This is a genomic window from Streptomyces sp. NPDC053513 (genome assembly GCF_044544765.1).
Taxonomy (GTDB): Bacteria; Actinomycetota; Actinomycetes; order Streptomycetales; family Streptomycetaceae; genus Streptomyces; species Streptomyces litmocidini.
The window spans coordinates 357,064-379,626 of the sequence record NZ_JBITXP010000003.1; the positions used below are offsets into that span (position 1 = coordinate 357,064).

The following is a 22,563-nucleotide window of genomic DNA, read 5'->3' on the forward strand; positions in this document are numbered from 1 at the left end:
TCGCCTACTTCACCGCGATCGGGGTGATGCAGCGGTGACGGCCGAGCGGTCCCGGGAGCACGGGTTCTGGCGGTCGAACAGCCTCACTCTCTTCTTCGGGGCGGCCTTCCTGATCGTCCTGGGTGCCCAGGCGGTCTCCGGGCGCGCGGAGTTCAACGAACAGCTCGCCGTCCAGGGCCTCCAGCAGATCGGCCTCGGCGACTACCTGATGTCCTCGGACTTCGCCGTCGACGTCACCGAGAACTGGCAGTCGGAGTTCCTGCAGTTCTTCCTCTACATCTTCGGCACGGTCTATCTGCTCCAGCGCGGTTCGCCGGAGTCCAAGGAGCTGCACAAGGCGGGTACGGAGAGCGAACGGGAGCAGCGCATGGGTGACCACGCGCGGCCGGACTCCCCCCGCTGGGCGGCCACGAAGGACTGGCGGCAGGCCGTCTACTCGCGGTCGCTCGGACTCGTCATGGCCGTCTTCTTCCTGCTGTCCTGGCTGGCCCAGTCGGTCTCCGGCGCGGCCGCCTTCAACGAGCTGCGGCTGCGGCAGCTCCAGGCCCCCGTCTCCTGGGGCTCCTACCTCGCCTCCGCCGACTTCTGGAACCGGTCCCTGCAGAACTGGCAGTCGGAGCTCCTGGCCGTGGCGTCGATGGCCATCCTCTCCGTCTACCTCCGCCAGCGCGGCTCACCCGAGTCCAAGCCCGTCGGCGCCTCGCACGAGGCCACCGGCGTCGAGGGCTGACGCCGGCGCCGGTCCGCCCCGCCGTCCGCCGGCGCCGGCGGTCCGCCGGCAACGGGCCGCCCCGCTGGTTGCCGTCGCGGGGCGGTCCTACCGTGGAGGAATGGTCTCCCGTCCCGCCGGGCGATGGCTCCGGGCCGGGCGGACGCGGAGCGCGATCCGCCGCTTCCGGGCCGGACACCGGTGGGCGCCGGCCAGGGACCTCGGGCTGTGGCAGCGCTCGCTGGGGTTCGCGGCGCTCTCCTTCCTCACGCTGGTGCCGCTCCTGATCGTCGTGTCGGCGGCGGGCGCGGGCGGCGGGAAGGGGTTCGCGCAGTGGCTCGGTGACGGCATCGGGGTCTCGGACGCCGCCAGGGCGGAGATCGAGCGGCTGTTCGCGCTGCCGGGCCAGGTGCGGCGGACCACGACGGCGTTCGGCCTCGCCCTGCTCACCGTCTTCGGCCTCACGTTCGGCACGGCGGTGCAGAGCGGGTACGAGAAGGTCTGGGACCTCCCTCCGGCCCACTGGAGGGCCCGATGGCGGCACGTGCTGTGGCTCGCCGTGCTCATCGGGGTCCTCTACCTCTTCGCGGTCTTCCCGTTCTGGCAGGACACCCCGGTGAGCGACGCCGTCACGCTGCTGATCGGCACCCTGTTCTTCTGGTGGTCGCAGCGGCTGCTGCTCGACGGACGGGTCCCGTGGGCCGCCCTGCTGCCAGGGGCGGCGTGCACCACGCTCGGGCTGCTCGGCCTGAGGGTCTTCTCCCAGCTGGTCTTCTCCCCGCTGATCGCCTCCAGCGCCGTCACGTACGGCCCGTTCGGCGCGTTCCTCGTCATCCAGACCTGGCTCGTCGCGGTGGGCGTCGTCGTGTTCGGCGGTGCGCTCACGGGCCGCCTGGTCGACGAGGAGCTGGCCCGCCTGACGCGCGCGGGGAGACGGCGGAGGTGACGGCCGTGCGCCCTCCCTCGGAGTCGTAACTCCCGGGTGTGTGCGGGTGGTTGACGAAAGGTCTGGACCAACTTACGGTCTCCTGGAGCGCGCGCCATGCCCAGGACCACCCCCCCCACGTCCCCAGGAGCACGCATGCCAGGCCCTCGGATCCCCCGTGTCCTCGGAGCGGGGCTCGCCGCCCTGCTCGCCGCCGCGGTCCTCGCGGCCCCCGCCGCCGCCGAGGACGCGGGCCCCGCCCCCGCCCTCTCCCCGTCCTCCGCCTCCGCCTCCGAAGACGCGAAACCCGCCCCGCCCCCGTCGGCCACGGCCGAAGACGCGAAACCCGCCCCGTCCTCCGTCGCCGCCGCGGACACCTGCGCCCTCAAGCCCAAGCCCGCCGGGAAGGTGCTCCAGGGGTACTGGGAGAACTGGGACGGCTCCGCCAACGGCGTCCACCCGCCGTTCGGCTGGACGCCCATCGACGACCCCCGCTTCGCCGCCCACGGCTACAACGTCGTCAACGCCGCCTTCCCCGTGATCCGCTCGGACGGGACCGTGCTGTGGGAGGACGGCATGGACAGCACCGTCCGCGTCGCCACCCCGGCGGAGATGTGCCGCGCCAAGGCGGCCGGGGCGACGATCCTGCTGTCGATCGGGGGCGCCGCCGCCGGGATCGACCTGAGCTCCCGCGCCGTCGCCGACCGCTTCGTCGAGACCGTCGTGCCCATCCTGAAGACGTACAACTTCGACGGGATCGACATCGACATCGAGACCGGTCTCGTCGGCAGCGGCAGCATCGGGACCCTGTCCACCTCGCAGGCCAACCTGGTGCGCATCATCGACGGGGTCCTGGCCCGGATGCCGGCGGGCTTCGGGCTGACGATGGCGCCGGAGACCGCGTACGTCACCGGGGGCAGCGTGGCCTACGGGTCGATCTGGGGCGCGTACCTGCCGATCGTGAAGAAGTACGCGGACAACGGCCGCCTGTGGTGGCTGAACATGCAGTACTACAACGGCAGCATGTACGGATGCTCCGGCGACTCCTACTCCGCCGGCACGGTCGCCGGGTTCGTCGCCCAGACCGACTGCCTGAACCGTGGACTCGTCGTCCAGGGCACCACCGTCAAGGTCCCGTACGACAAGCAGGTCCCCGGCCTCCCGGCCCAGCCGGGCGCGGGCGGCGGGTACATGGCGCCGTCGGCGGTGGCCCAGGCCTGGAACCACTACGGCGGCTCGCTCAAGGGCCTGATGACCTGGTCGGCCAACTGGGACGGCTCCAAGGGCTGGACCTTCGGCGACAACGTGAAGGCGCTCCAGGGGCGCTGATCCGCGCCGAACCCTCGCCCGTTACCCGCTGGTAGGCAATGATGGCGGGAGACCATCCACACGGCCGGGGGCTGAGGCAGCGGTGACGACTTTCGACAAGACCAGGGTGCACGCCTTCCGGGACGACGCCCTGGGAGAACACGACGCCGTCGGGCTCGCCGAGGCCATCCGCCGCGGCGAGGTCGGCGCCGCCGAGGCCGCCCGGGACGCGGCCGAGCGGGTGCGGGCCGTCGAGGAACGGCTCCACGCCGTCCAGACGCACGTCGACGCCCCCGCGCCCGGCGCCGCGACCGGCGGCGCCTTCGCGGGCGTCCCGACCTTCGTCAAGGACAACACCGACCACCAGGGGCTGCCCACCGGCCACGGCAGCGCGGCCTTCACCCCGAGCCCGGCGCGCCGGCACGCGCCCTTCGCCCGGCAGTTCCTCAGCAGCGGCGTCACGGTGCTCGGCAAGACCCGGCTGCCCGAGTTCGGCTTCAGCCCCACCACGGAGTACGAGGCCGCCGAACCCGTCCGCAACCCGTGGCACACCGGCCACTCCGCGGGCGGCTCCTCGGGCGGCAGCGCGGCCCTCGTCGCCGCCGGAGCGGTGCCGATCGCCCACGCCAACGACGGCGGCGGCTCCATCCGGATCCCCGCCGCCGCCTGCGGGCTCGTCGGCCTCAAGCCCACCCGGGGCAGGGTCGTGCCCAACGACCAGAGCCGCCGCCTGCCCCTGGACCTCGTCGTCGACGGCGTCGTGAGCCGTTCCGTACGGGACAGCGCCGCGTTCCTCGCCGCCGCCGAGACGTACTGGCGCAACCCGAAGCTGCCGCCCCTCGGCCTGGTCGAAGGCCCCTCCGGGCGACGGCTGCGCATCGGGTTCCTGCTGGACTCCCCGAACGGCGTCGCCTCCGACGCCGTCACCCGGGAGGCCGTCACGGAGACGGCGACGACGCTCGAACGGCTCGGCCACAGCGTGGAACCCGTCGAGATGGCCATCGACCCCCGCTTCACCGAGGACTTCCTCACCTATTGGGGGATGCTGTCGTTCCTCCTCGGCGCCACCGGCCGGACCCTCGGCGCGGACTTCGACCGGCACCGCATGGACGGCCTCAGCCGCGGCCTGCGCGCCACCTACCTGGAGAACTGGCGGCACACCCCGGGCGTGCTGCGGCGGCTGAAGCGCACGAAGGTGGCGTACGCGGCGGCGTTCCGCGGACTCGACCTCCTCCTCACCCCCGTCCTCGCCCACCCCGCGCCCCCGATCGGCCGGCTCGCACCGACCGTCCCGTACCCGGAGCTCGTCGAACGGATCCTCGCCTACGTCGCGTTCACCCCCGTCGACAACGTCGTCGGCACCCCGTCGATCTCGCTGCCCAGCACCCGGACCACGGACGAGGGACTGCCCGTCGGCGTCATGTTCTCCGGCCGCCCCGGCAGCGAACGGACCCTGCTGGACGTGGCGTTCACCCTGGAGGCGGACCGCCCGTTCCGCCGGATCCAGGACGCCCCCTAGGGGGTGTCTTGTTCGGGGATGTCGGTGACACGGCCCGGCACCCGGCTCAGGTTCCGGGGAGGATGCGGCGCGTCTCGTAGGCCCACATCGCGATCTCGACCCGGTTGCGGGCGCCGAGTTTGGCCATCAGGCTGGCCAGATGCGTCTTCACCGTGCTGAGGCTGATGTGCAGCGCATCGGCGATCTCGGTGTTGGTCAGCCCGCGAGCGACGGCGAGGAGCACCTGCTCCTCGCGGGCGGTGACGGGGGAGACCGGTTGGGCCACGGGCCGCCCGGCGGGCAGGTCCGCGAACGCCTGGAGCAGACGGACGGTGACGCTGGGCGCGATGAGCGCCTCACCGTCGGACGCCGACCGCACGGCCTGCGCCAGAAGGTCCGGTCCCGTGTCCTTGAGGAGGAATCCGCGGGCGCCGGCGCGCAGTGAGCCGTAGACGTACTCGTCGAGGTCGAACGTGGTGATGACGACCACGGCCAGCGGGGCGGCGACGCCCGGGCCGGCGACCAGACGGGTGGCCTCGAGCCCGTCGAGTACGGGCATGCGGATGTCGAACAGACAGACGTCAGGGCGCAGTTCGCGGGCCAGACGCACCGCTTCCCACCCGTCGGCGGCCTCGCCGACCACCTCGATGCCGGGCTGGGCGTCCAGCATGATCCGCAACCCGGTGCGGATGATCGTCTGGTCGTCAGCGACGAGGACGCGAATGGACACCGCTCTCGCTCCTCGCTCTCGGCAGTTCGGCTTCGACGTGCCAGCCCCGGTCGGTACCCGGGCCGGCTCGCAGTGTGCCGCCGAGCAGGGTCGCGCGCTCGCGCAGTCCGGTCAGTCCGTACCCGTCGCGACCCCGGCCAGTGCGCCGGCCGTTGTCGCGCACGCTCACCCGTACCGTGTGCCGTTCCGCGGCGACCCGGACGACGAGTTCGGTCGCGTCGACCGCATGCCGCAGCGCGTTGGTCACCGACTCCTGCACGATCCGGTAGACGGCCGCGTCCACGGCCGGGGGCAGCGCGTCCAGTTCGCCGTCGAGCCCCAGGTCGACCCTGAGACGACCGCCCGGGGTGCGCACCAGGCGCTCCAGGTCCGCGACTCCGGCAGGGGGCGCCAACTCGGCGCCGACCCCGCGGTCGCGCAGCGCGGCGACCATGGCGCGCATTTCCTCCAGTGTGCGCGCCCCTTCCTCCTCGACCCCCTCCAGCGCCTCGACGGCGGCGGACGGGTCGACGCCCGCGAGCACCCGGCCCGCCTGGGCGATGATCACCATGGCCGACACGTGGTGGGCCACCGTGTCGTGCAGTTCCCGGGCGAGCTGCTCGCGCTCGCGGGAGCGCACCTGCTCCAACTGCCGCTCGCGAGCGGTCACCCGGAACCGCACGGCGGCCCCGACCACGCCGGGCAGCAGCAGGAAGACGAGGCCCACGACGTTTTCGAGGACCGGGCTCTCGTCCGTGACGGAACACAGCACGCCGCCCGCGAGGATCACCGCGGCGCCCAGCACGATCTCGCGTCCCGATCCCCACCGGGGCAGCGCGTACACCAGCACGAGCACGACCGCGTCGGTGTACAGGCCGACGGGCTCGCGCGGTGCGGCGACGAGCGAGGCCACCGGGAGCAGGACCACCGAGCCGAACGCCAGCGTCACCATCGTCAGCGGGCGGGTCCGGCGCCACAGGAGCAGCAGGCACAGCCATACGGCGATCACCACCGCCGCCGGCCGCCACACGACGTCCTCGCGCAGGCCGGCCTCCAGCGCCACACCGGCAAGGCCCGCGGCGAGCAGCGCCCAGTCCCGCCGCACCCGGGCGGGCGCGCCGGGCGGCCGGGGTTCGGTCCACAGGGTTCGCAGGTCGTCTCGGAGCACGCTTCTCAGCCTAGGGGCCGCGGCGTGCCGCGCATCGGCCGAAAGTACGGGTCGTCACTCCGCCCCGGGGCCGACGGATCCGCGGCCCGCGGGCCGATGCCGCGGAGCGCCGTGGCGACGAACCTCGGCATCGGCGGCCGTACAAGGACGGCCGACACGGTGGTTGGAGGAACCGATGCTCTCGAAAGCCCTGTTGCGCCTGGGCGCAAGCGCCGCACGCCATCCCTGGCGGGTGATCGCGGCATGGCTGGTCGTCGCCACGCTCGCCGTCCTCGCCGCCGTCGCCCTCGGCGGGCGGACCGCGGACTCGATGACCGCTCCGGGACTGGACTCCCGACGGGCCGCGGAACTGATCGAGAAGGCAGGCACCGGCCAGGAGGGGATGACCGCCCAAGTGGTCGTCACCCCCCTCGACGACGGCGCGACGTTCTTCGACCACGGCACCGCGCGCACCGCTCTCACGCGGCTGCGGACCGAGGTGCGGCGGCTGCCGCACGTGCTCGGCGCGAGCGACCCGGCGGGAGCGCTCGACGCGGGCGGGGACACCGCCGTGCGCGGCGGCCTCGTCTCGGCCGACGGGCGGGTCGCGGTCGTCCGGGTGCAGTACCCCGACCAGAGCCGGCTGTCGGCCGAGGACCTCGACGCCCTCGTCGATCTCGGCGACCGGCTGCGCCCCGAACTGCCCCTGCGCATCGAGATGGGCGGGAACCTCTTCTACGTCTTCTCCGACCCCGACGGCGGCGCGAGCGAGCTGGTCGGCCTCCTCGCCGCGGCCGCGATCCTGTTCCTGGCGTTCGGTTCGCTCGTCGCCGCCGCGCTGCCGATCGGCATGGCGGTCTTCGGGCTGACCGTCGGGGTCGCCACGATGACGGTACTGGCGGGGGTGACGGACGTTCCCACCTTCGCCCCTGTCCTGGGCAGCATGGTCGGACTCGGAGTGGGCATCGACTACGCGCTGTTCGTGCTCGCCAGGCACCGGGAGTACCTCGCGCGCGGGCTCGGTCCCCGCGAGGCGGCGGGGCGGGCGGTGGCCACGGCGGGGAGGCCGGTGGTCTTCGCCGGCGGCACCGTCGTGGTGTCGATCCTCGGCCTGGCGGTCGCGAACGTGCCGTTCATGACGGCGGGCGGGCTCGCCGTCTCGATCGTCGTCCTGACGATGGTGCTCGCGTCGGTGACGCTGCTGCCGGCCTTCCTCGGCGCCGCCGGCCCGCGCCTGGCCCGGGCCGGCCGGATCGGCCGGGTCCTGCAGGCCGGGAAGCCGGGCCGACTCGCACGGCGGCGGGACAGGGCGGCGGGCGCCGCCCACGCCGCCGGGTGGCGTCGCTGGATCGGGCACGTCGGCCGGCACCCGGTGCCGTACGCGGTCGGCGCGGCGGGGCTGCTGCTGACCGCGACGCTGCCCGTGCTCGGCCTGCGCGTCGGCCTGCCCGACGACGGCTCGCTGCCCCACAGCCGTACCGAGCGCCGGGCCTACGACCTCGTCGCCGAGGGGTTCGGCCCGGGCACCAACGGTCCCCTCGTCATCGCCGCGGACCCCGCCGGTGATCCGGGAGTGCTGGACCGGCTCGTCGGGGCGATCGCGGCGGATCCGGGCATCGCGTCCGTCGCGCCGACGCACATCGACCGGGCCACCGGCATCGCGACCCTCGTGGTGTTCCCGACCACCGGCCCTCAGGACAAGGCCACGGCCGACACCATCACCCGGCTGCGCACCGACGTGCTGCCCACGGCGATCGGGCACGGCCCGGCCAGGGCCCACGTCGGCGGCGCCGCCGCGAGCCTGTCCGACGTGGGCCGACGCACCAGCCAACGCCTGCCGGTGTTCGTCGCCGCCGTGCTGGCGACGTCGTTCCTGCTGCTGATGCTGGTCTTCCGCTCGGTACTCGTACCGCTCAAGGCGGTACTGCTGAACCTGCTGAGCATCGGCGCGGCCTACGGCATCATGGTCGCGGTCTTCCAGTGGGGTTGGGGAGGCGCGCTCGTCGGGTTGGAAGCGACGGTCCCGATCGTGTCGTTCATCCCGATGTTCCTCTTCGCCATCCTGTTCGGCCTGTCGATGGACTACGAGGTGTTCCTCCTCTCCCGCGTACGCGAGGAGTACCTGCGCACCGGCGACAACGGCACGGCGATCGTCGAGGGCGTCTCGCGCACCGCCCGGATCATCACCTCGGCCGCCCTCATCATGGTGGCGGTCTTCCTGTCCTTCGCCGTCGCCGAGGACCCCTCCACCAAGATGTTCGGGCTCGGCCTGGCCACCGCGATCTTCGTCGACGCCACGGTCGTACGCATGGTGCTGGTACCGGCGACCATGACACTCCTCGGCCGGGCCAACTGGTGGCTGCCGAAGTGGCTGGACCGGCTGCTTCCCCGCGGCCCGGTCGGCACCGACGACACCGACGCGGAATCCACGGGTGGGGCCGCGCGTCCACGACTGGTCGACCGTTGACCCGTCTCCTGCCCGTCCCTGGCGTCCGGCACCTCGGCGCGTCACCCAGGTGTGTCGACCCGCTTGGCGAGGCGCGCCATGGCCCGCTCCAGCTCCCGGCGCGCCCCGAACGGGACCAGCGCGGCGCGCCCCGGGACGCGGACGCCGCCGGTGAGCGCCACCCGGGTCCGGCCGCCCTCGTCCACAGCCGCCATCCCGATCACCAGGAACCGGCTCTGCAGCCAGCACCAGCCCGGCCGCAGCACGCCGTGGAAACGGGCCCGCAGGCCGTAACGGCTGCGGGCGAGGGCCTCCACCCGGTCGCCGTCCCTGCGCAGCACCCGCACCGACCGCATGTCGGGCTGGAACTCCCCGAAGCCGCCCTCCAGATCACCCATGACGCCCCACACCACGTCGAGCGGCACGGGCAGCACCCGCTCCACGATCCGCGCGCCCCGGACACCGGCGCCCATGACCCGCAGCCGCCGGACCTCGTCGATCACCGTCTCGTCGCCGTTCACGCGGACCACGCCCTTCGGAAGCTCTGCCGTGCCCGGTGCAACCGGGACTTCGCCGTGCCGGCCGGCACCCCGAGGAGCGCCGCCGCGGCCTCCTCGTCCATCCCCTCGACGTCCCGCAGCACGAGCACCGCCCGGTGCGCGGGCGACAGCCGGGCCAGCACGTCGTCGATGTCGGCGGCCAGCTGCGGATCACCCCGCTCCGGCACGTCCGGGAGCTCCGCGGGCCGCGCCCGCGCCGCCCGCCTGGCGACCCGCACCGCCTCCCGTACGGAGATCGCCCGCACCCACCCGTACAGCGCCTCGGGCTCCCGCAGCGACCGCAGCGAGGTGAAGACGGCGACCAGGGCCTCCTGGGTGGCGTCCGGCCCGTCGTCCAGGGCGATGGGCCGGCAGATCCGGGCGATGTACGGGGTGAGGTGGTCGAGCAGCTCGTGCAGGGCCAGGGTGTCGCCGCGCCGGGCGGCCCGGACGAGCGTGACGCCCCGGTCGACGGGACCGCCGGCCTCAGCGGGCGGCACGCAGGGCCGTCCATCCGAAGACCAGGCTCAGCGGCGTGTACAGCAGCGCGTTCAGCCAGGGGAAGGCCGCGCCCGAGCCGTCCCGGCCGACGACGATCCACACCAGACCGGCCGCCCCGCGCAGCAGCATCCCGCAGGCCACGGCGTACGTGACGAGTTGCGGCACCCGGTGGCCGCGCACCCCGCGCGCGTGCGCGGCCACGGCCACCGCGGCACCCCCTTCCAGAACGGCCAGCGGCAGCACCACCGCAGGCCCGAAGGACACGACGCCGCCGAGGACGGCGAGCGAGAGCCCCCGCTCGTCGGCGGCCGGCCAGGTCAGCCCGGTCGCCCAGTAGACGTGCGCCAGCGCGAGCACGGCGAGCAACACGGCGACGGCACGCCCGCCGACCGCCGCACGAGGCCGCTGGATGTCGATGACCGCCATGGGGATCCCCTCCGCATCGGATTCGGGTCGGGCACCACGGGGCGCCGACACCTGAAGGAGGCCCCGCACCGCGCGAACGTTCCCTGTGATCCGGGTCACGCGCGACCGTCCGCCTCCCCGATGCCGCCCTCCGTGATCGAGATCGGCGTCGACGTGCGCGGCGGCGCGGGCCCCGTCCGGCCCCCGGCCTTTTTCGGGCGGGAGGTCCGCGCCTACCGGCCGGGGGCGTCGCCCGTGCCGGTCAGCCCGGCGCGGGCCCGGTCGTACTGCCCGGGGTGGTCCCCGGCGCCGGGGAGGGAGAGGGCGGTGCGGAACTCCCGGTGGGCCTCCGCGCGGCGGCCCGCCGCCGCGTAGGTGCCGCCGAGGCGGATGCGGATCTCCATCTCCAGCCAGGTGCTGCTGTGTTCGGTGAGCGTGGACAGGGCCTCGTGGTGGGTGTCGACGGCCGCGCGCAGCCGCCCCCGCCCGTGCTCGGCGGCCGCGAGCTGCGACAGCGCCGCCGCGCGCAGCATCATGTCCCCCGCCTCCTCCGCGAGTTCGGCCGCCCGCCGCAGCAGGGCGGCGCTCTCCGCGTGGCGGCCGAGCGCCAGGTGGGCGTCCGCGACGAAGCACAGGGACTGGGCGATCGTCCTGGGACGGCCGTTCTTCTCGGCGAGGGCGAGGGCCGCGCCGTAGTGGTCGAGGGCCTCCTCGTGCCGTCCCCGCAGGGCGTGGATCGCCCCGAGGTTGCAGGTCGAGACCCCGGTCAGCCAGTCGTCGCCGAGACCGGCCGCCAGCTCCAGGGCCCGGCTCAGGAGACCGACGGCCTCCTCGACCCGGCCCAGCGGCCACAGCGCGACCCCCGTCCCCGCGATCGCCCGCGCCTCGTTCCGCGGATCGCCCTGACCACGGGCGTGCCGCAGGGCCTCCGTGAACCACGTGTGCGCCTGCCGGAACCGCCCCCGGTGGATGTCGACGACCCCCATGCAGTTCCGCAGAGCGGAGGAGAGCCGCCGGTCGCCGGCCGTCTCCGCGCACGGCAGCGCGAGTTCCAGTGCCGCCCGGGCCTCGTGGTGATGGCCCCGGCGGAGCTGGTGGTCGACCAGGGCCTCCGCGAGCAGACAGGCGTGGTCGTACGCGCCCGAGGCGGCCGCGGCGGCCACCACGTCGAGCAGTTCTCCACCGGCCGCGTCCAGCCACTCCGAGGCCTCCCGCTGGCCGCCGAAGGGGGACCCGGCCGCGCCGGGGACGGCCGGAAAGGTCTCGGGACCCCAGTCGCCCGCCGTCCGTCCGGCCGTCGTGTAGAGCCGCAGGACGGCCGCGCGGTCCGCGGCCGCCTCCTCGGGCACCGCGGCGGCGAGCTGCCGCGCATGGGCCCGGACGAGATCGTGCAGCCGATAGCGGCCGGGATGCGGCTCCTGGACCAGGCTCGCGTCGACCAGGTCCTCCAGGATCCCCTCGGCGTGCGCACGGGGACGGCCCAGCGCGGCGGCCAGGCCCAGCCCGTCGAAACGGACGGTCGGCACCGCCCCCAACGCCCGGAACCCCCGCCGCAGTTCGGGCTCCAGCCGGTCGTACGAGAGCCGGAAGGCGGCCTCCACGCTGCGGTCCTCCGCCCGCAGCTCGCCGAGACCGCGCACGTCGTCGGACATCCGCCTGGCCAGGAACGCCAGGGTCCAGGACGGGCGGTTCTGCAGCCGGGCGCCCGCGATCCGCAGCGCCAGCGGCAGGCCGGCGCAGCGCCGGGCGAGCTCCAGGGCGGCCTCGGGCTCGCGGTCCGCCCGCGACTCCCCGAGGAGCGTGCGCAGCAGACCGACCGCGTCACCGGTGTCCAGCGGCTCCACGGTGAGCCGCACCTCGGCGTCGAGGCCGGGCAGGCGCTGCCGCCCCGCCACGAGGACACGGCTCCCCGGTCCCGCGGGCAGCAGCGGCCGGACCTGCTCGGCGCTCCGGGCGCCGTCCACGACGAGCAGCAGCCGCAGCCCGCTGGTGGCCGCGCGCCAGGCCGTGACCAGCTCCGCCGGATCGTCCCCGGCGTCCATGTCGCCCGAGCCCGGGGGGAGTTCCTCGTCCCCTCCCCGTACCGTGCGGAGCAGCCGGCGCAGGGCCCGGTGCGGACGGGCGTCTTCGTCGGCGGCGCCGTACGCCTCCAGGTCCACGAACAGACAGCCGTCGGGGTGCTCGTCGGCCAGTGTCCACGCGGCCCGCACGACCAGAGCGGTCTTGCCGACGCCCGCCGTCCCGTCCACGGTCATCACGGACACCGCTCCCGGGTGCACGGCGGCGGTGAGCACCGCGAGCTCCGCCTCGCGCCCCACCAGACAGGCGGTGTCCCCGGGGAGTTCGTTCCGCCGGGGGCGAGGGTGGGATGGGGGGTGGGGGCGGGGGAGGTCGATGCCGGGCCGCACGGTTTCGCCGGTCTCCTCGTCCGGGCCGGGGCGGGTCGGTTCCCGGGTGTTTCCGTTCGCGTCCGGGCGGGTCGGTTCCCGGGTGTTCCCGTTCGCGTCCGGGCGGGCCGGTTCCTCGTCGTTCCCGTCCGTGTCCCGGTGTCCCGCCCCGCCGGGCGCGGCCTCCCCTCGGGGCACCGGGACCCGGCCGAGGAGCAGGGCGTCGTCGCGGCGCAGGACGGCCTGGTGGACGCGGCGCAGGTCCTCGCCGGGTTCCACGCCCAGCTCGTCGAGGAGGCGGGCCCGGGTCTCCCCGTAGACGGCCAGCGCCTCGGCCTGGCGCCCGCTGCCGTACAGCGCGCGCATCCGGAGGGCCGCGAGGGGCTCGTCGTACGGGAGGGCCAGCGGCGCCGCCATGAGGCCGTCCAGGGCCTCCGCGTGGCGCCCGAGCAGGACGAGGCACTCGGCGTGCTCCTGGTGCAGGGCCCGGCGCAGCCGGGCGAGCCGCTGGCGCTCGGTGTCGGCGAGCGGCCCCGGCAGGCCGGGCAGGGGCTCGCCGCGGAGCAGCGCGAGCGCCCGGCCGACCGCGTCGAGGGCGGCGGCGAGGTCGCCCGCGGCCTTCGCCCGCCGGCCGCGGTCCGCCTGCTCGGCGAGCTCGGCGAGATCGGTGCGGGCCCCGCCGGGCTCGAAGCGGTAGCCGCCGCGCCCGCCGCCGATCACCGACCGGTCCGGCCCGGAGTCCGGCGCGTCCAGTGCCCTGCGGAGCGCGTACACGTAGCTGGGCAGGACGCGGTGGCCCGTGCCCGGCGGTTCGGCGCCCCACACGTCGTCGAGGAGCTGCCGGTACGTCACGAAGCCCGGGGCGCGCAGGACCAGGGCGGCGAGCACCGCCTGCCGGCGGACCGGACCGAGGTCGACCGGGACGTCGCCGCGCAGGGCCCGGACGGGCCCCAGCAGGTCGATCCGCAGGGGCCCGCTCGCCCCGGCCGGGCCCGCGCCCCGGCCCGTCGGCTCCACACCCACGTCCTCGCCCCCACGTCCCCCGTACGCGCGGTGCCCGCACCGCTTCCCAAGACCTTCGCTTCAGCAGCATTTCATCGGCTTTCCACCGCCCCGCGCCAGGGTGGCCCCGTCGGGTCGGCTGCCGCCGTGGGGGCGGCAGCCGGCCCGCGTCGTCGGAAGTGAGGGAGAAACCGTCATGGCACAGGCCGGCAGCAGGCCCGGCGCGGGCCCCACCCGCCGCACGGCCCGATGGGAGCGCTACCGGGTGACCCACCCGTTCTCCGCGCGGGACCAGGCGGGTCTGTGGGGCGCGATCGCGGGCGTCGTCGGGCTCGCCGTCCTCCTCGGATGGGCGCTCGACATGAAGGGCGGTGTCGTCATCGTGGCGGCGCTCCCCTTCATCGTCTCCTGGTACGAGAACCGGCGTACGGCCTTCCAGTTCGACGCGGCCGGCGCCCGGTTCGGCACCGTCCCGCTGCCCTGGAGCGACATCACCCAGCTGGTCGTGGCGACCCCGGAGGGCGGCGCCCACACCCTGATCGGCGCGCGGCTGCGTCCCGGCGCCTCCCTCCCGGCGGGCGGGACCGGCCTCGCCCACGACCCGGAGATGCCCGCCCCGATCCACGTCGCGGTCCCCCGAGCCAAGTTCGACCTGCGGAAGATGGTGACCAAGGCGCGCAAGTACGCCCCGGCGCACCTCCGGATCGTCGTCGCGGACCCGTCCGGCGAACACGTGGCGGCGTAGGCCCACCGCCGAGCAGGGACGAGAGAGAAGCGGGACGAACGAGAACCGGGACGAGAGACAACCGGGACGAAAGAAGCGGGAAGACCGATGCAACGCCCTTCGCAGCCCTGGTACGCACCGCGTCCGCCGCAGCAGCCGGTGCCGGGCAACCCGTACGCCCCGGAGGGGTACGCCCCGTCCGGGCCACCGCCCCGGCGCGGACGCTTCGGCAGGAGGCCGGTGCTCGCCGCGGTCCTCGTCGTGCTGCTCCTGCTGGCGGGCGGGGGCGTGTACGCGGCCGGCGGCGGCTGGTGGGGCGGTCCGGCCGCCCCGGTGGCGGAGCGGACCCCGCGCCCCTCCGGAGCGCCGACCCCGTCCCGTACCCCCGCCGTCCGCACGCCCGCACCGGAGCGCGTCCCGACCTCGGACGAGATCAACGCGGGCCGCGGACCGGGGGAGGCGACGGCGTGGGTCGTCGACGACCCGACGGACCTGCCCCGGCGCTCCGTCGAGGTCCGCGACCTGTGGACCGTCGGCGACACCGTCGTCCAGGCCCTCTACAAGAAGGTCACCGCCCACCGCCTCTCGGACGGCGCCGAGCTCTGGACCGTGCACCTGCCCACGCCCGTCTGCGAGACGCCCGCCGCCCCGACGCCGGACGGCAAGGTGGTCGTGGTCCGCCAGAACCGCGAGGCCTGGAGCGGATACCGCTGCGACCAGCTCCAGATGATCGACCTGAGGACCGGCAGGACCGGCTGGCACCGACAGCTCACCAGGACCGGCTCCGGGGACGACACGATCATCGTGAACACCGCCCTGAGCGGCGACGTCCTCGCCGTCGGGCAGGGCATGAAGGCCGCCGCCTACCGCGTCGGCGACGGGACGAAGCTCTACGACATCCCCCTGGAGGAACCCGGCAGGTGCCACCCCGACGACGTGGCGGGCGGCGCCCGGCTCCTGGTGAAGGCCGACTGTGCGATCAGCGTCGACCGGACGAGGAGCTACAGCCAGTTGCGCGCTCTCGACCCGCGCACCGGCAAGGTCCTCTGGCGCTTCCGGACCCCGCCGGGATGGGAGGTCGGCAGGGTCCTCTCCGTCGACCCCGTCGTCCTCACCACCTTCCGCGGCGTGCGGCGCGACGACTGGAGGGTCGTCGCCCTGCGCCCGGACGGGAAGCTCCGCACCACCATCGACCCCCGGGCGAAGGGCTTCACCTACTGCGCCGACGCGGGGGAGTCGGGCGAGGACATCCAGGAGTGCGACGGCACGCTCGTCGGCCCGGACACCGTCTACCTCGGCGGCACGGACCGGGTCGGCGCCTACGACCTCGGAACCGGGAAGTTCCTCTGGGGCGTCAGGTCCTCCCTCACCAGGCTCCACCCCCTGCACGCCGAGGCGGGCTCGGCCGCGCTCGTCTACGAGTCCGCCACGCCCAGCCGGCCGGGCGGGATCATCCGCCTCGGTCCGGGCGGCGCGGACACCGAGAAACGGGTCCTGAACCATCCGGCCTCGGCCGTGGCCACGGAGTACGCCATGCTCGCCGGACGCCTGGCCTACGTGAAGGGCCGCATCGTGATCACGCCGTCGAGCGTGAGCGGCGACGACAGGATGCACCGGGCCCGCATGCTGTCCTTCGCCCCGGCGGCGCCGTGAACGGCCCGGACGGCCGTGATCCGGGTGATCCCACCGTGATCCGGGTGATCCCGCACGGGGTCGCGCACACCTCAACTATGTTGGTTCCGTGGACCAGTTGATCACCGAAGACCCGACGCGCATCGGCCCCTACCGACTCATCGCCCGGCTCGGCGCGGGCGGGATGGGACTGGTGTACCTCGGCCGCTCCGAAGCGGGGCGGACGGTCGCCGTGAAGGTGGTGCAGGCCGAGCACGCCCAGCACCCCGAGTTCCGGCGGCGCTTCGCGCGCGAGGTGGCGGCCGCCCGGCGGGTCGGGGGCGAATGGACCGCGGCCGTGCTCGACGCCGACACCGACGCGCCGGTGCCGTGGGTGGCGACCCAGTACATCCCCGGCCCCGACCTGACCACCGTCGTCGCACGGGACTTCGGGCCGCTGCCCGAGCACTCGGTCCGCGTCCTCGCCAACCGGCTCGCCGCGGCGCTGCGGTCCGTGCACGCGGCGGGACTGATCCACCGCGACCTGAAACCGTCCAACGTGCTGGTGACCGTGGACGGGCCGCGCGTCATCGACTTCGGCATCGCGCGGGCGATGGACGGCCTCGGCGGAGACAGCCTGCACACCCGCACGGGCATGCTGATCGGCTCGCCGGGCTTCATGTCGCCCGAGCAGGTGCGCGGACTCGAACTCACCCCGGCCAGCGACGTGTTCTGCCTGGGCGCCGTCCTGGTGTACGCCGCCACCGGCCGGCTCCTCTTCGGCGCCACCGACAGCGGCCTCAGCGCCCACCTGTTCCGGATCGCGGAGGACGAGCCGGACCTGACGGGCGTCCCGGACTCGCTGCTCGATCTCGTACGGGCATGCCTGGACAAGGATCCGGCCCGGCGCCCGACCCCCGCCGACGTGGCGGCGCGCACGGCGACGGACCGGGACGAGGAGTGGCTGCCCGGCGCCGTCCTCGCCCAACTGGGCCGACACGCGGCCCGGTTGCTGGACTTCGCACCCGAGACGCGGGTGACGCCGCAGGACCCGCGGATCCCCGCCCAGCACTCCGCCGACCCCCGGCCGCTCCCTCCGCACCCCACGTACCCCCCGACGGCGCCGACGGGTCACGGCCCGGTGCCGCCGGGCTTCGGGCCGCCCGTCGGCGCCGCTCCCGGCGCCTGGGGGACGCCCACCGCCCCGACCGACCAGGCCGGGCCGTCTCCCCGCCGGTGGTGGGGCCTGGCCTTCGCCGCGGCGGCGCAGTTCCTGGTCCTCGTCGGCGCCACGAGCGCGAACGTCGTGCTGCCGGAGATCCAGGCCGACCTCCGGATGCCCGTCGGGGACCTCCGTCTGGTGTCCCTCGCCTACGGGCTCGCCTTCGGCGCCCTGCTCCTGCTCGGCGGACACCTCACCGACCTCCTGGGCCGCAGGCGGACGGCGTTCCTCGGCCTTGCCGGCTTCGCCCTCGCCTCCGTGCTCGGCGGCACGGCCCCCGCCGCCGGCGTGCTCGTCACGGCGCACGCCCTCCAGGGCGTCTTCGCCGCGCTGCTCTCCTCGGTCGCGCTCGCCCTGGTGGGCGGCGGCTTCACCGACCCGAAGGAGCGCGGCACCGCCTTCGGGGTCTACGCCGTGCTCGCCGGCGGAGGCGTGGCCGTCGGCGCCTTCACGGGCGGCTGGCTGGCCGAGACCCTGAGCTGGCGCTGGTGCCTGTTCGCCGCGGTCCCGCTCGCCCTGATCGCCGCCCTCCCGGCCGCCCTGCTGGCGGACGACCGGTCGGCCCGTGCCGCCGCCCGCCTCGACGGACCGGGCCTGCTGCTCGGCACCGGTGCACTGGCCGCCCTCGCCTTCGGCCTCGACCGGGCCCAGGAGGTCCAGGGCATGAACGCCCGTGGCTGGACCGCGCCCCCGACCGTGGCCCTCCTGCTCGTCGGCGTGGCCCTCCTGGTGACCTTCGTGTGGTGGCAGACCCGCACGAGCAACCCGCTCGTCCCGTCCCGCCTCTTCCGGGACCGGGACCGGGCCGTCTCCCTCCTCGTCCTCGCCCTCGTCGGCCTGAGCACCCCGACCCTGTTCCTGATCGTGTTCCTGTACCTCCAGGCCGTCCTCCGCCACAGCCCGTCCCGGACGGGCCTCGACCTGCTGCCCATGGCCGCCGCCGTCCTCGTCGCCGCCCAGCTCTCCGGCCGCCTCCAGGCCCGGCTGGCGCCCCGTCACCTCGCCGTCCCGGGCCTGGTCCTCGCGGCCGCCGGCCTGGGGCTCCTGACCCGCATGGGGACCGACGGCTCGTACGCCGCCGTCGTCCTGCCCGGCATCCTCCTCGTCGGCCTCGGCCTCGGCCTGGCACTGGGGCCGCTGCTCGCCACCGCGACCGGAGCGACCGGCCCCCGGGGCTCCGGCGGCACGGCGGGGGCCGTCCTGGCGGCCCAGGGCCTCGGCGGATGGCTCGCCGTCCCGCTGTTCGGCAGCGTCCTCGCCGCGGCGATCTCCGGCCGCCTCGACGAGGTCGAGGGCCTTCCGCAGTCCCTGGCGGAGGCGGTCCGCGGCGGCCTCCTCATCGACCCGGGCAACGTCCCGGAAGCGCTGAGGGCGGCCGTCACGCGGACGAACGAGGCCGTCCTGGGCGGCTACTCCGTCGCCCTCTGGACCACCGCCGGCCTCCTGCTCCTCGCGGGCCTCCTGACGGGCCTGCTGGTCACGACGAAGGCCCCGGGACGGGACTGACGGCCCTCGCCCCGTCGTGCCCGTTGGCCTTCCGGTAACTCCGTGGGGTAGAAAGCTCCGTCGATCAATCATGATCACGACATCGAGCTTTCTCATTCGGGGGAACGGAAGAATGACCTCAACCCGCCGTGTTCTCAGCGCGATCGCGCTCCTCGCCACCCTGGGCGCCGTCGCCGCCTGCGGCCCGGACGACCCCGACGCCGCGGGCGTGCCCGGGGGTTCCGGCGGCAGCGCCTCGCCGTCGGCCACCGCGTCCGGGACGTCGGACCCCGGCGAGGCCGGGGACGGCGCTCCGGCCGATGACGTCGACGGCGACGGCAAGGGCGGCGACTGCGGCAAGCCGCCGACCCTGCCCGCCGGGCACCTGAAGCTGAAGGTCCAGCTGATGCGCGACGCCGGCGGCTTCGAGGCCGCGGAGGCCAAGCCGCACTGCACGCCGAACGACTGGATCTACGGCGCCGACAAGGGGGATCCGACCAAGCACTACGTCCTTCCCCGGAGCGTCAAGGCGTATCTGGCCCTCGGCCCCGGCCAGTCGAAGCAGGTCGACCACGAGCAGCTGGCGCTGCACGTCGACCGCTGCCTGGCCCAGGAGATCGGGGCTCCCGACGACTACCCCAAGGTGGAGGCGCCCTACGGCTGCTACGGCAACGTCTACGAGGTCACGCTGAACGCCAAGGGCGAAGTGGAGACGATGAAGGAGATCTGGAGCGTCTGACGACACCCGCCGGACCGGCTGGAGCACCAGGTGGCCGCCGGTCCGACCGGAGTACCGGGCGCTCGCAGGTCCGGCAGGAGTCCGGACGCTGGTAGGCCCGGCCGAGGTGCCGGATTTCGGCCGGTCTGGCAGGAGTTCAGACACCCGCCAGTCCGGCTGGAGTCCAGGCACCCGCCGATCCGGTAGGAGAGCCAGACACCCGCCGTTCCGGCAGGAGTTCAGGCGTCCGCAGGTCCGGCCGGAGTCCGGATTCCCGCCGTCCGGCCGGAGTTCGGGTTCCGGCCGGACGCCCCTCCCCGCACGGGGAGGGGCTTCGCCGTCACCGGGGGGAACCGGCGCCACCGGGCCCGGTGGCGGGGCGCCGTGCCGGCCCCCGGCTCCGGGACGCGTCGGGCCGTCCGGTCAGCCGCCCCGTCGGATCTTCGCCGCCCGGCGGGCCTCCGCCGTCTTGCGGGCCTCGGCGGCCCGGCGGGACTCGTTCTTCGCGCGGCCCGGGCGCCCCGGGACGGTGCCGATGCCCCGGAAGGCCGCCCCGCCGCGCCGGTCGCGCTCCTGGCTCGGCGCGCTGCCGTCGACCGGCACGCCCGAGGGCTTGCGGGCGCCGGTGATACGGGTCAGCTCGGCCTCGCCGGAGCGGACCCGGGTCTCGCGGGGGCGGATGCCGGCCTCCGTCATGAGGCGGGCCACGTCACGGCGTTCCTCGGGCGTGACCAGCGTGACGACGAGGCCCGACTCGCCCGCGCGGGCGGTGCGCCCGCCGCGGTGCAGGTAGTCCTTGGAGTCGGCGGGCGGGTCGACGTTGACGACCAGGTCGAGCTCGTCGACGTGGATGCCGCGCGCCGCCACGTCCGTGACGACCAGGACGGGGACCTCGCCGCTCCTGAAGCGCTCCAGGGTCCTGGCCCGCAGCGGCTGCGACTTGCCGCCGTGCAGCGCCGCGGCCCGCACGCCGCTGCCGAGGAGGTGCTTGGCGAAGCGGTCGACGGAGGCCTTGGTGCGCAGGAACATGATCACGCGCCCGTCGCGGGCGGCGATCTCCGTGGCGGTGGCGAACTTGTCGGCGCCGTGCACGTGCAGCACGTGGTGCTCCATGGTGGAGACGGCGGCGGCGGAGGGGTCGACGGAGTGGCCGGCCGGGTCCTGGAGGTAGCGCTCGACCAGTTCGTCGACGTCACGGTCGAGCGTGGCCGAGAACAGCATCCGCTGGCCGCCGCCCGGCACCCGGTCGAGCACCTCCGTGACCTGCGGCAGGAAGCCCATGTCGGCCATCCGGTCGGCCTCGTCGAGGACGGTGACCGCCACCCGGTCGAGACGGCAGTCCTTGCGCTCGACGAGGTCCATGAGCCGGCCGGGGGTGGCGATCAGGACCTCGACGCCGTCGCGGAGCGCCGTGGCCTGCCGTCCGATCGACATGCCGCCGACCACGGCGGCCAGACGGAGCCCCAGCGCCTCGGCGTACGGGGTGAGGGCGTCGGCGACCTGCTGGGCCAGCTCGCGGGTGGGGACCAGGACCAGGGCGAGCGGCTTGCGGGCCTCGGCCCGGCGCCCGGCGGTGCGGGCGAGGAGCGGCAGGCCGAACGCGAGCGTCTTGCCGGAGCCGGTCCGCCCGCGCCCGAGGACGTCGCGGCCCGCGAGGGCGTCCGGGAGCGTGGCGGCCTGGATCGGGAAGGGCGTCTCGACGCCGCGGCGGGCGAGCTCCGCGAGCAGGCCGGCCGGCAGGTCGAAGGCGGCGAAGGTCACGGCCGTCGCGGAGGCGTCCTCGGAGGGCGTGGCGTTCGGGGGCGTGGTGTTCATGCGGCACCTGGTCCGGTGAGAAGTCTGGGAAACGCGACGGGCCGGGGCCCCCACCACACGGGTGGGGACCCCGGCCGCGACGGACGTGTCAACGTCAGGCGGGGAGGATGTTCTCCGCCTGCGGGCCCTTCTGGCCCTGCGTGACGTCGAAGGTCACCTTCTGGCCTTCCTGGAGCTCACGGAAGCCGGAGGTGGCGATGTTGGAGTAGTGGGCGAACACGTCCGGGCCGCCACCCTCCTGCTCGATGAAGCCGAAGCCCTTTTCCGAGTTGAACCACTTCACGGTGCCATTGGCCATGATCTTGTCTCCTTCGGGGCGTAGCCCTGGGAGCCGCACTGTGCGGATCCCGGCGTCGCCGTGATGATTGCCCCGTCCGGAAAACTGCACCGAAAACACATAAAGTGCCTGACGATGTCGAATCGTCGAAGGCACTTGTAAGTTCAATGGGAACCACGACTGCAACTGATCTCGACTGTAGCACGGTTCCGGCGGCCGTGCATGAAGAATGTCCGATTTGCCGTGAGGGTGAACGTGACCGTGATCAGTAGGGCCCAGGCGCCGAACTTCGCGAGGGAGACCGGCTGCCAGCCGTCCAGCTGGTCCGGGTAGCTCCAGGCGCCGACGTACGTGGCCGCGTTCTCGGCGACCCAGAGGAAGAAGCCGATCAGGACGAAGGACAGGGCCAGGGGCATCCGGTGGTCGCTCTCGCCGACCCGGAACCGCACCCAGGTCCCCGCCGTCGCGACGAGCAGCAGCGCGGCCAGGGCCCAGCGGGCGTCGGGCAGCCAGTGGTGGCTGAAGAAGTTCACGTACACGGCCCCGGCGAGGACCGCCGTGATCCGGGGCCGGTAGCCCGTGAGCCGCAGGTCGAACAGGTGCCAGGCGCGGCAGACGTAACTGCCGACCGCCGCGTACAGGAACCCGCCGTACAGCGGCACCCCGCCGAACTTCGTCAGGGCGTCCTCCGAGTAGCTCCACGAGCCCATCCGCACCTTGACCAGCTCGAAGAGGAGCCCGATGGCGTGGCAGCCGGCGATCACGGCGACGTCCCGGCCGGAGTCCCAACCGACCTTCCACGCGAGGACGGTGAGCCCGACGCCGTACAGGAGCAGCAGGTCGTACCGGGCGACCGGCAGCTCGGGCAGCAGCTTCGAGACGGCGATGCCGCCGACGAGCGCGACGGCGAAGGCGCAGCAGCGCACCTCCAGGACCGCGAAGCGCAGCAGCTGGCGCATCCCGTTCTTGAACGTGTTCATAACGGCAGGGACGTCGACGGTCCGCGAACGGTTCGCCGGAACGGCGGGGGGGGGGGGGGGGGGGGGGGGGGGGGGGGGGGGGGGGGGGGGCGGCGCGGGGGGGGGGGGGCGGGGGGGGGGGGGGGGGGGGGGGCGGGGGGGGGCGGGGGGGGCAC

At 74.6% G+C, this 22,563-nt stretch carries 18 protein-coding genes; 9 read left to right on the forward strand and 9 right to left on the reverse strand.

Going from position 1 to position 22,563, the window contains the following annotated elements; translation table 11 throughout:
* Window positions 1-34 precede the first annotated feature (34 nt).
* From ACIGW4_RS07220 to ACIGW4_RS07235, 4 genes are all read left to right on the forward strand, one after another.
* Window positions 35-730, forward strand: a complete 696-nt coding sequence (locus ACIGW4_RS07220; protein WP_123458554.1) for a DUF6766 family protein — start codon at window positions 35-37, stop codon at window positions 728-730.
* 100 nt (window positions 731-830) lie between these two features.
* Window positions 831-1,655, forward strand: a complete 825-nt coding sequence (locus tag ACIGW4_RS07225; protein WP_399578940.1) for a YhjD/YihY/BrkB family envelope integrity protein — start codon at window positions 831-833, stop codon at window positions 1,653-1,655.
* 135 nt (window positions 1,656-1,790) lie between these two features.
* Window positions 1,791-2,963 carry a chitinase gene (locus tag ACIGW4_RS07230; RefSeq protein WP_123458552.1) on the forward strand — a complete coding sequence of 391 codons (1,173 nt, stop codon included), beginning with the start codon at window positions 1,791-1,793 and terminating at the stop codon, window positions 2,961-2,963.
* An 82-nt stretch (window positions 2,964-3,045) separates the two neighbouring features.
* On the forward strand, window positions 3,046-4,461 hold the full coding sequence (locus ACIGW4_RS07235; protein WP_398713242.1) for an amidase: 1,416 nt from the start codon (window positions 3,046-3,048) through the stop codon (window positions 4,459-4,461).
* 46 nt (window positions 4,462-4,507) lie between these two features.
* On the opposite strand, the gene ACIGW4_RS07240 is transcribed toward ACIGW4_RS07235, so the two are convergent.
* A complete protein-coding gene (locus tag ACIGW4_RS07240; RefSeq protein WP_123458550.1) occupies window positions 4,508-5,170 on the reverse strand; it encodes a response regulator transcription factor in 663 nt (220 codons plus the stop codon).
* A complete protein-coding gene (locus tag ACIGW4_RS07245; RefSeq protein ID WP_398713245.1) occupies window positions 5,145-6,317 on the reverse strand; it encodes a sensor histidine kinase in 1,173 nt (390 codons plus the stop codon). The genes ACIGW4_RS07240 and ACIGW4_RS07245 overlap by 26 nt, the downstream gene beginning before the upstream one ends.
* 175 nt (window positions 6,318-6,492) lie before the next feature.
* On the opposite strand from ACIGW4_RS07245, the gene ACIGW4_RS07250 reads away from it, so the two are divergent.
* Window positions 6,493-8,763: an MMPL family transporter gene (locus ACIGW4_RS07250; protein WP_399578943.1), complete on the forward strand. Its 2,271-nt coding sequence runs from the start codon at window positions 6,493-6,495 to the stop codon at window positions 8,761-8,763.
* Window positions 8,764-8,804: 41 nt separating this feature from the next.
* Here the strand turns inward: ACIGW4_RS07250 and ACIGW4_RS07255 are convergent, their stop codons facing one another.
* From ACIGW4_RS07255 to ACIGW4_RS07270, 4 genes are all read right to left on the reverse strand, one after another.
* Window positions 8,805-9,263, reverse strand: coding sequence for a hypothetical protein (locus ACIGW4_RS07255; RefSeq protein ID WP_399578946.1), 459 nt, complete (start codon window positions 9,261-9,263; stop codon window positions 8,805-8,807).
* Window positions 9,260-9,781: an RNA polymerase sigma factor gene (locus ACIGW4_RS07260; protein ID WP_398713249.1), complete on the reverse strand. Its 522-nt coding sequence runs from the start codon at window positions 9,779-9,781 to the stop codon at window positions 9,260-9,262. Before ACIGW4_RS07260 ends, ACIGW4_RS07255 begins: the two co-directional genes overlap by 4 nt.
* The gene (locus tag ACIGW4_RS07265; protein ID WP_398713251.1) at window positions 9,768-10,208 is read right to left on the reverse strand and encodes a DUF3995 domain-containing protein; all 441 of its coding nucleotides are present in this window, start codon (window positions 10,206-10,208) and stop codon (window positions 9,768-9,770) included. The genes ACIGW4_RS07260 and ACIGW4_RS07265 overlap by 14 nt, the downstream gene beginning before the upstream one ends.
* A gap of 212 nt (window positions 10,209-10,420) precedes the next feature.
* Window positions 10,421-13,591, reverse strand: a complete 3,171-nt coding sequence (locus ACIGW4_RS07270; protein WP_399578949.1) for an AfsR/SARP family transcriptional regulator — start codon at window positions 13,589-13,591, stop codon at window positions 10,421-10,423.
* 181 nt (window positions 13,592-13,772) lie between these two features.
* Between ACIGW4_RS07270 and ACIGW4_RS07275 the strand changes: the two genes are divergently transcribed.
* The 4 genes from ACIGW4_RS07275 to ACIGW4_RS07290 all read left to right on the forward strand — a co-directional run bounded on the left by ACIGW4_RS07275 (window position 13,773) and on the right by ACIGW4_RS07290 (window position 19,357).
* Window positions 13,773-14,321 (forward strand): hypothetical protein, encoded by a 549-nt coding sequence (locus ACIGW4_RS07275; protein ID WP_399578952.1) that lies wholly within the window; start codon window positions 13,773-13,775, stop codon window positions 14,319-14,321.
* Between the two features lie 87 nt (window positions 14,322-14,408).
* Window positions 14,409-15,953 carry a PQQ-binding-like beta-propeller repeat protein gene (locus tag ACIGW4_RS07280; RefSeq protein ID WP_399578953.1) on the forward strand — a complete coding sequence of 515 codons (1,545 nt, stop codon included), beginning with the start codon at window positions 14,409-14,411 and terminating at the stop codon, window positions 15,951-15,953.
* An 88-nt stretch (window positions 15,954-16,041) separates the two neighbouring features.
* On the forward strand, window positions 16,042-18,639 hold the full coding sequence (locus ACIGW4_RS07285) for an MDR family MFS transporter (protein WP_399578955.1): 2,598 nt from the start codon (window positions 16,042-16,044) through the stop codon (window positions 18,637-18,639).
* Between the two features lie 112 nt (window positions 18,640-18,751).
* Window positions 18,752-19,357 carry a hypothetical protein gene (locus ACIGW4_RS07290; RefSeq protein WP_398713261.1) on the forward strand — a complete coding sequence of 202 codons (606 nt, stop codon included), beginning with the start codon at window positions 18,752-18,754 and terminating at the stop codon, window positions 19,355-19,357.
* A gap of 402 nt (window positions 19,358-19,759) precedes the next feature.
* On the opposite strand, the gene ACIGW4_RS07295 is transcribed toward ACIGW4_RS07290, so the two are convergent.
* The 3 genes from ACIGW4_RS07295 to ACIGW4_RS07305 form a co-directional block, all read right to left on the reverse strand.
* Window positions 19,760-21,151: a DEAD/DEAH box helicase gene (locus ACIGW4_RS07295; RefSeq protein WP_359591876.1), complete on the reverse strand. Its 1,392-nt coding sequence runs from the start codon at window positions 21,149-21,151 to the stop codon at window positions 19,760-19,762.
* 94 nt (window positions 21,152-21,245) lie between these two features.
* Window positions 21,246-21,449 (reverse strand): cold-shock protein, encoded by a 204-nt coding sequence (locus tag ACIGW4_RS07300; RefSeq protein WP_015031667.1) that lies wholly within the window; start codon window positions 21,447-21,449, stop codon window positions 21,246-21,248.
* Between the two features lie 143 nt (window positions 21,450-21,592).
* Window positions 21,593-22,408 (reverse strand): DUF817 domain-containing protein, encoded by an 816-nt coding sequence (locus ACIGW4_RS07305; RefSeq protein ID WP_399578959.1) that lies wholly within the window; start codon window positions 22,406-22,408, stop codon window positions 21,593-21,595.
* Window positions 22,409-22,563: the final 155 nt, after the last annotated feature.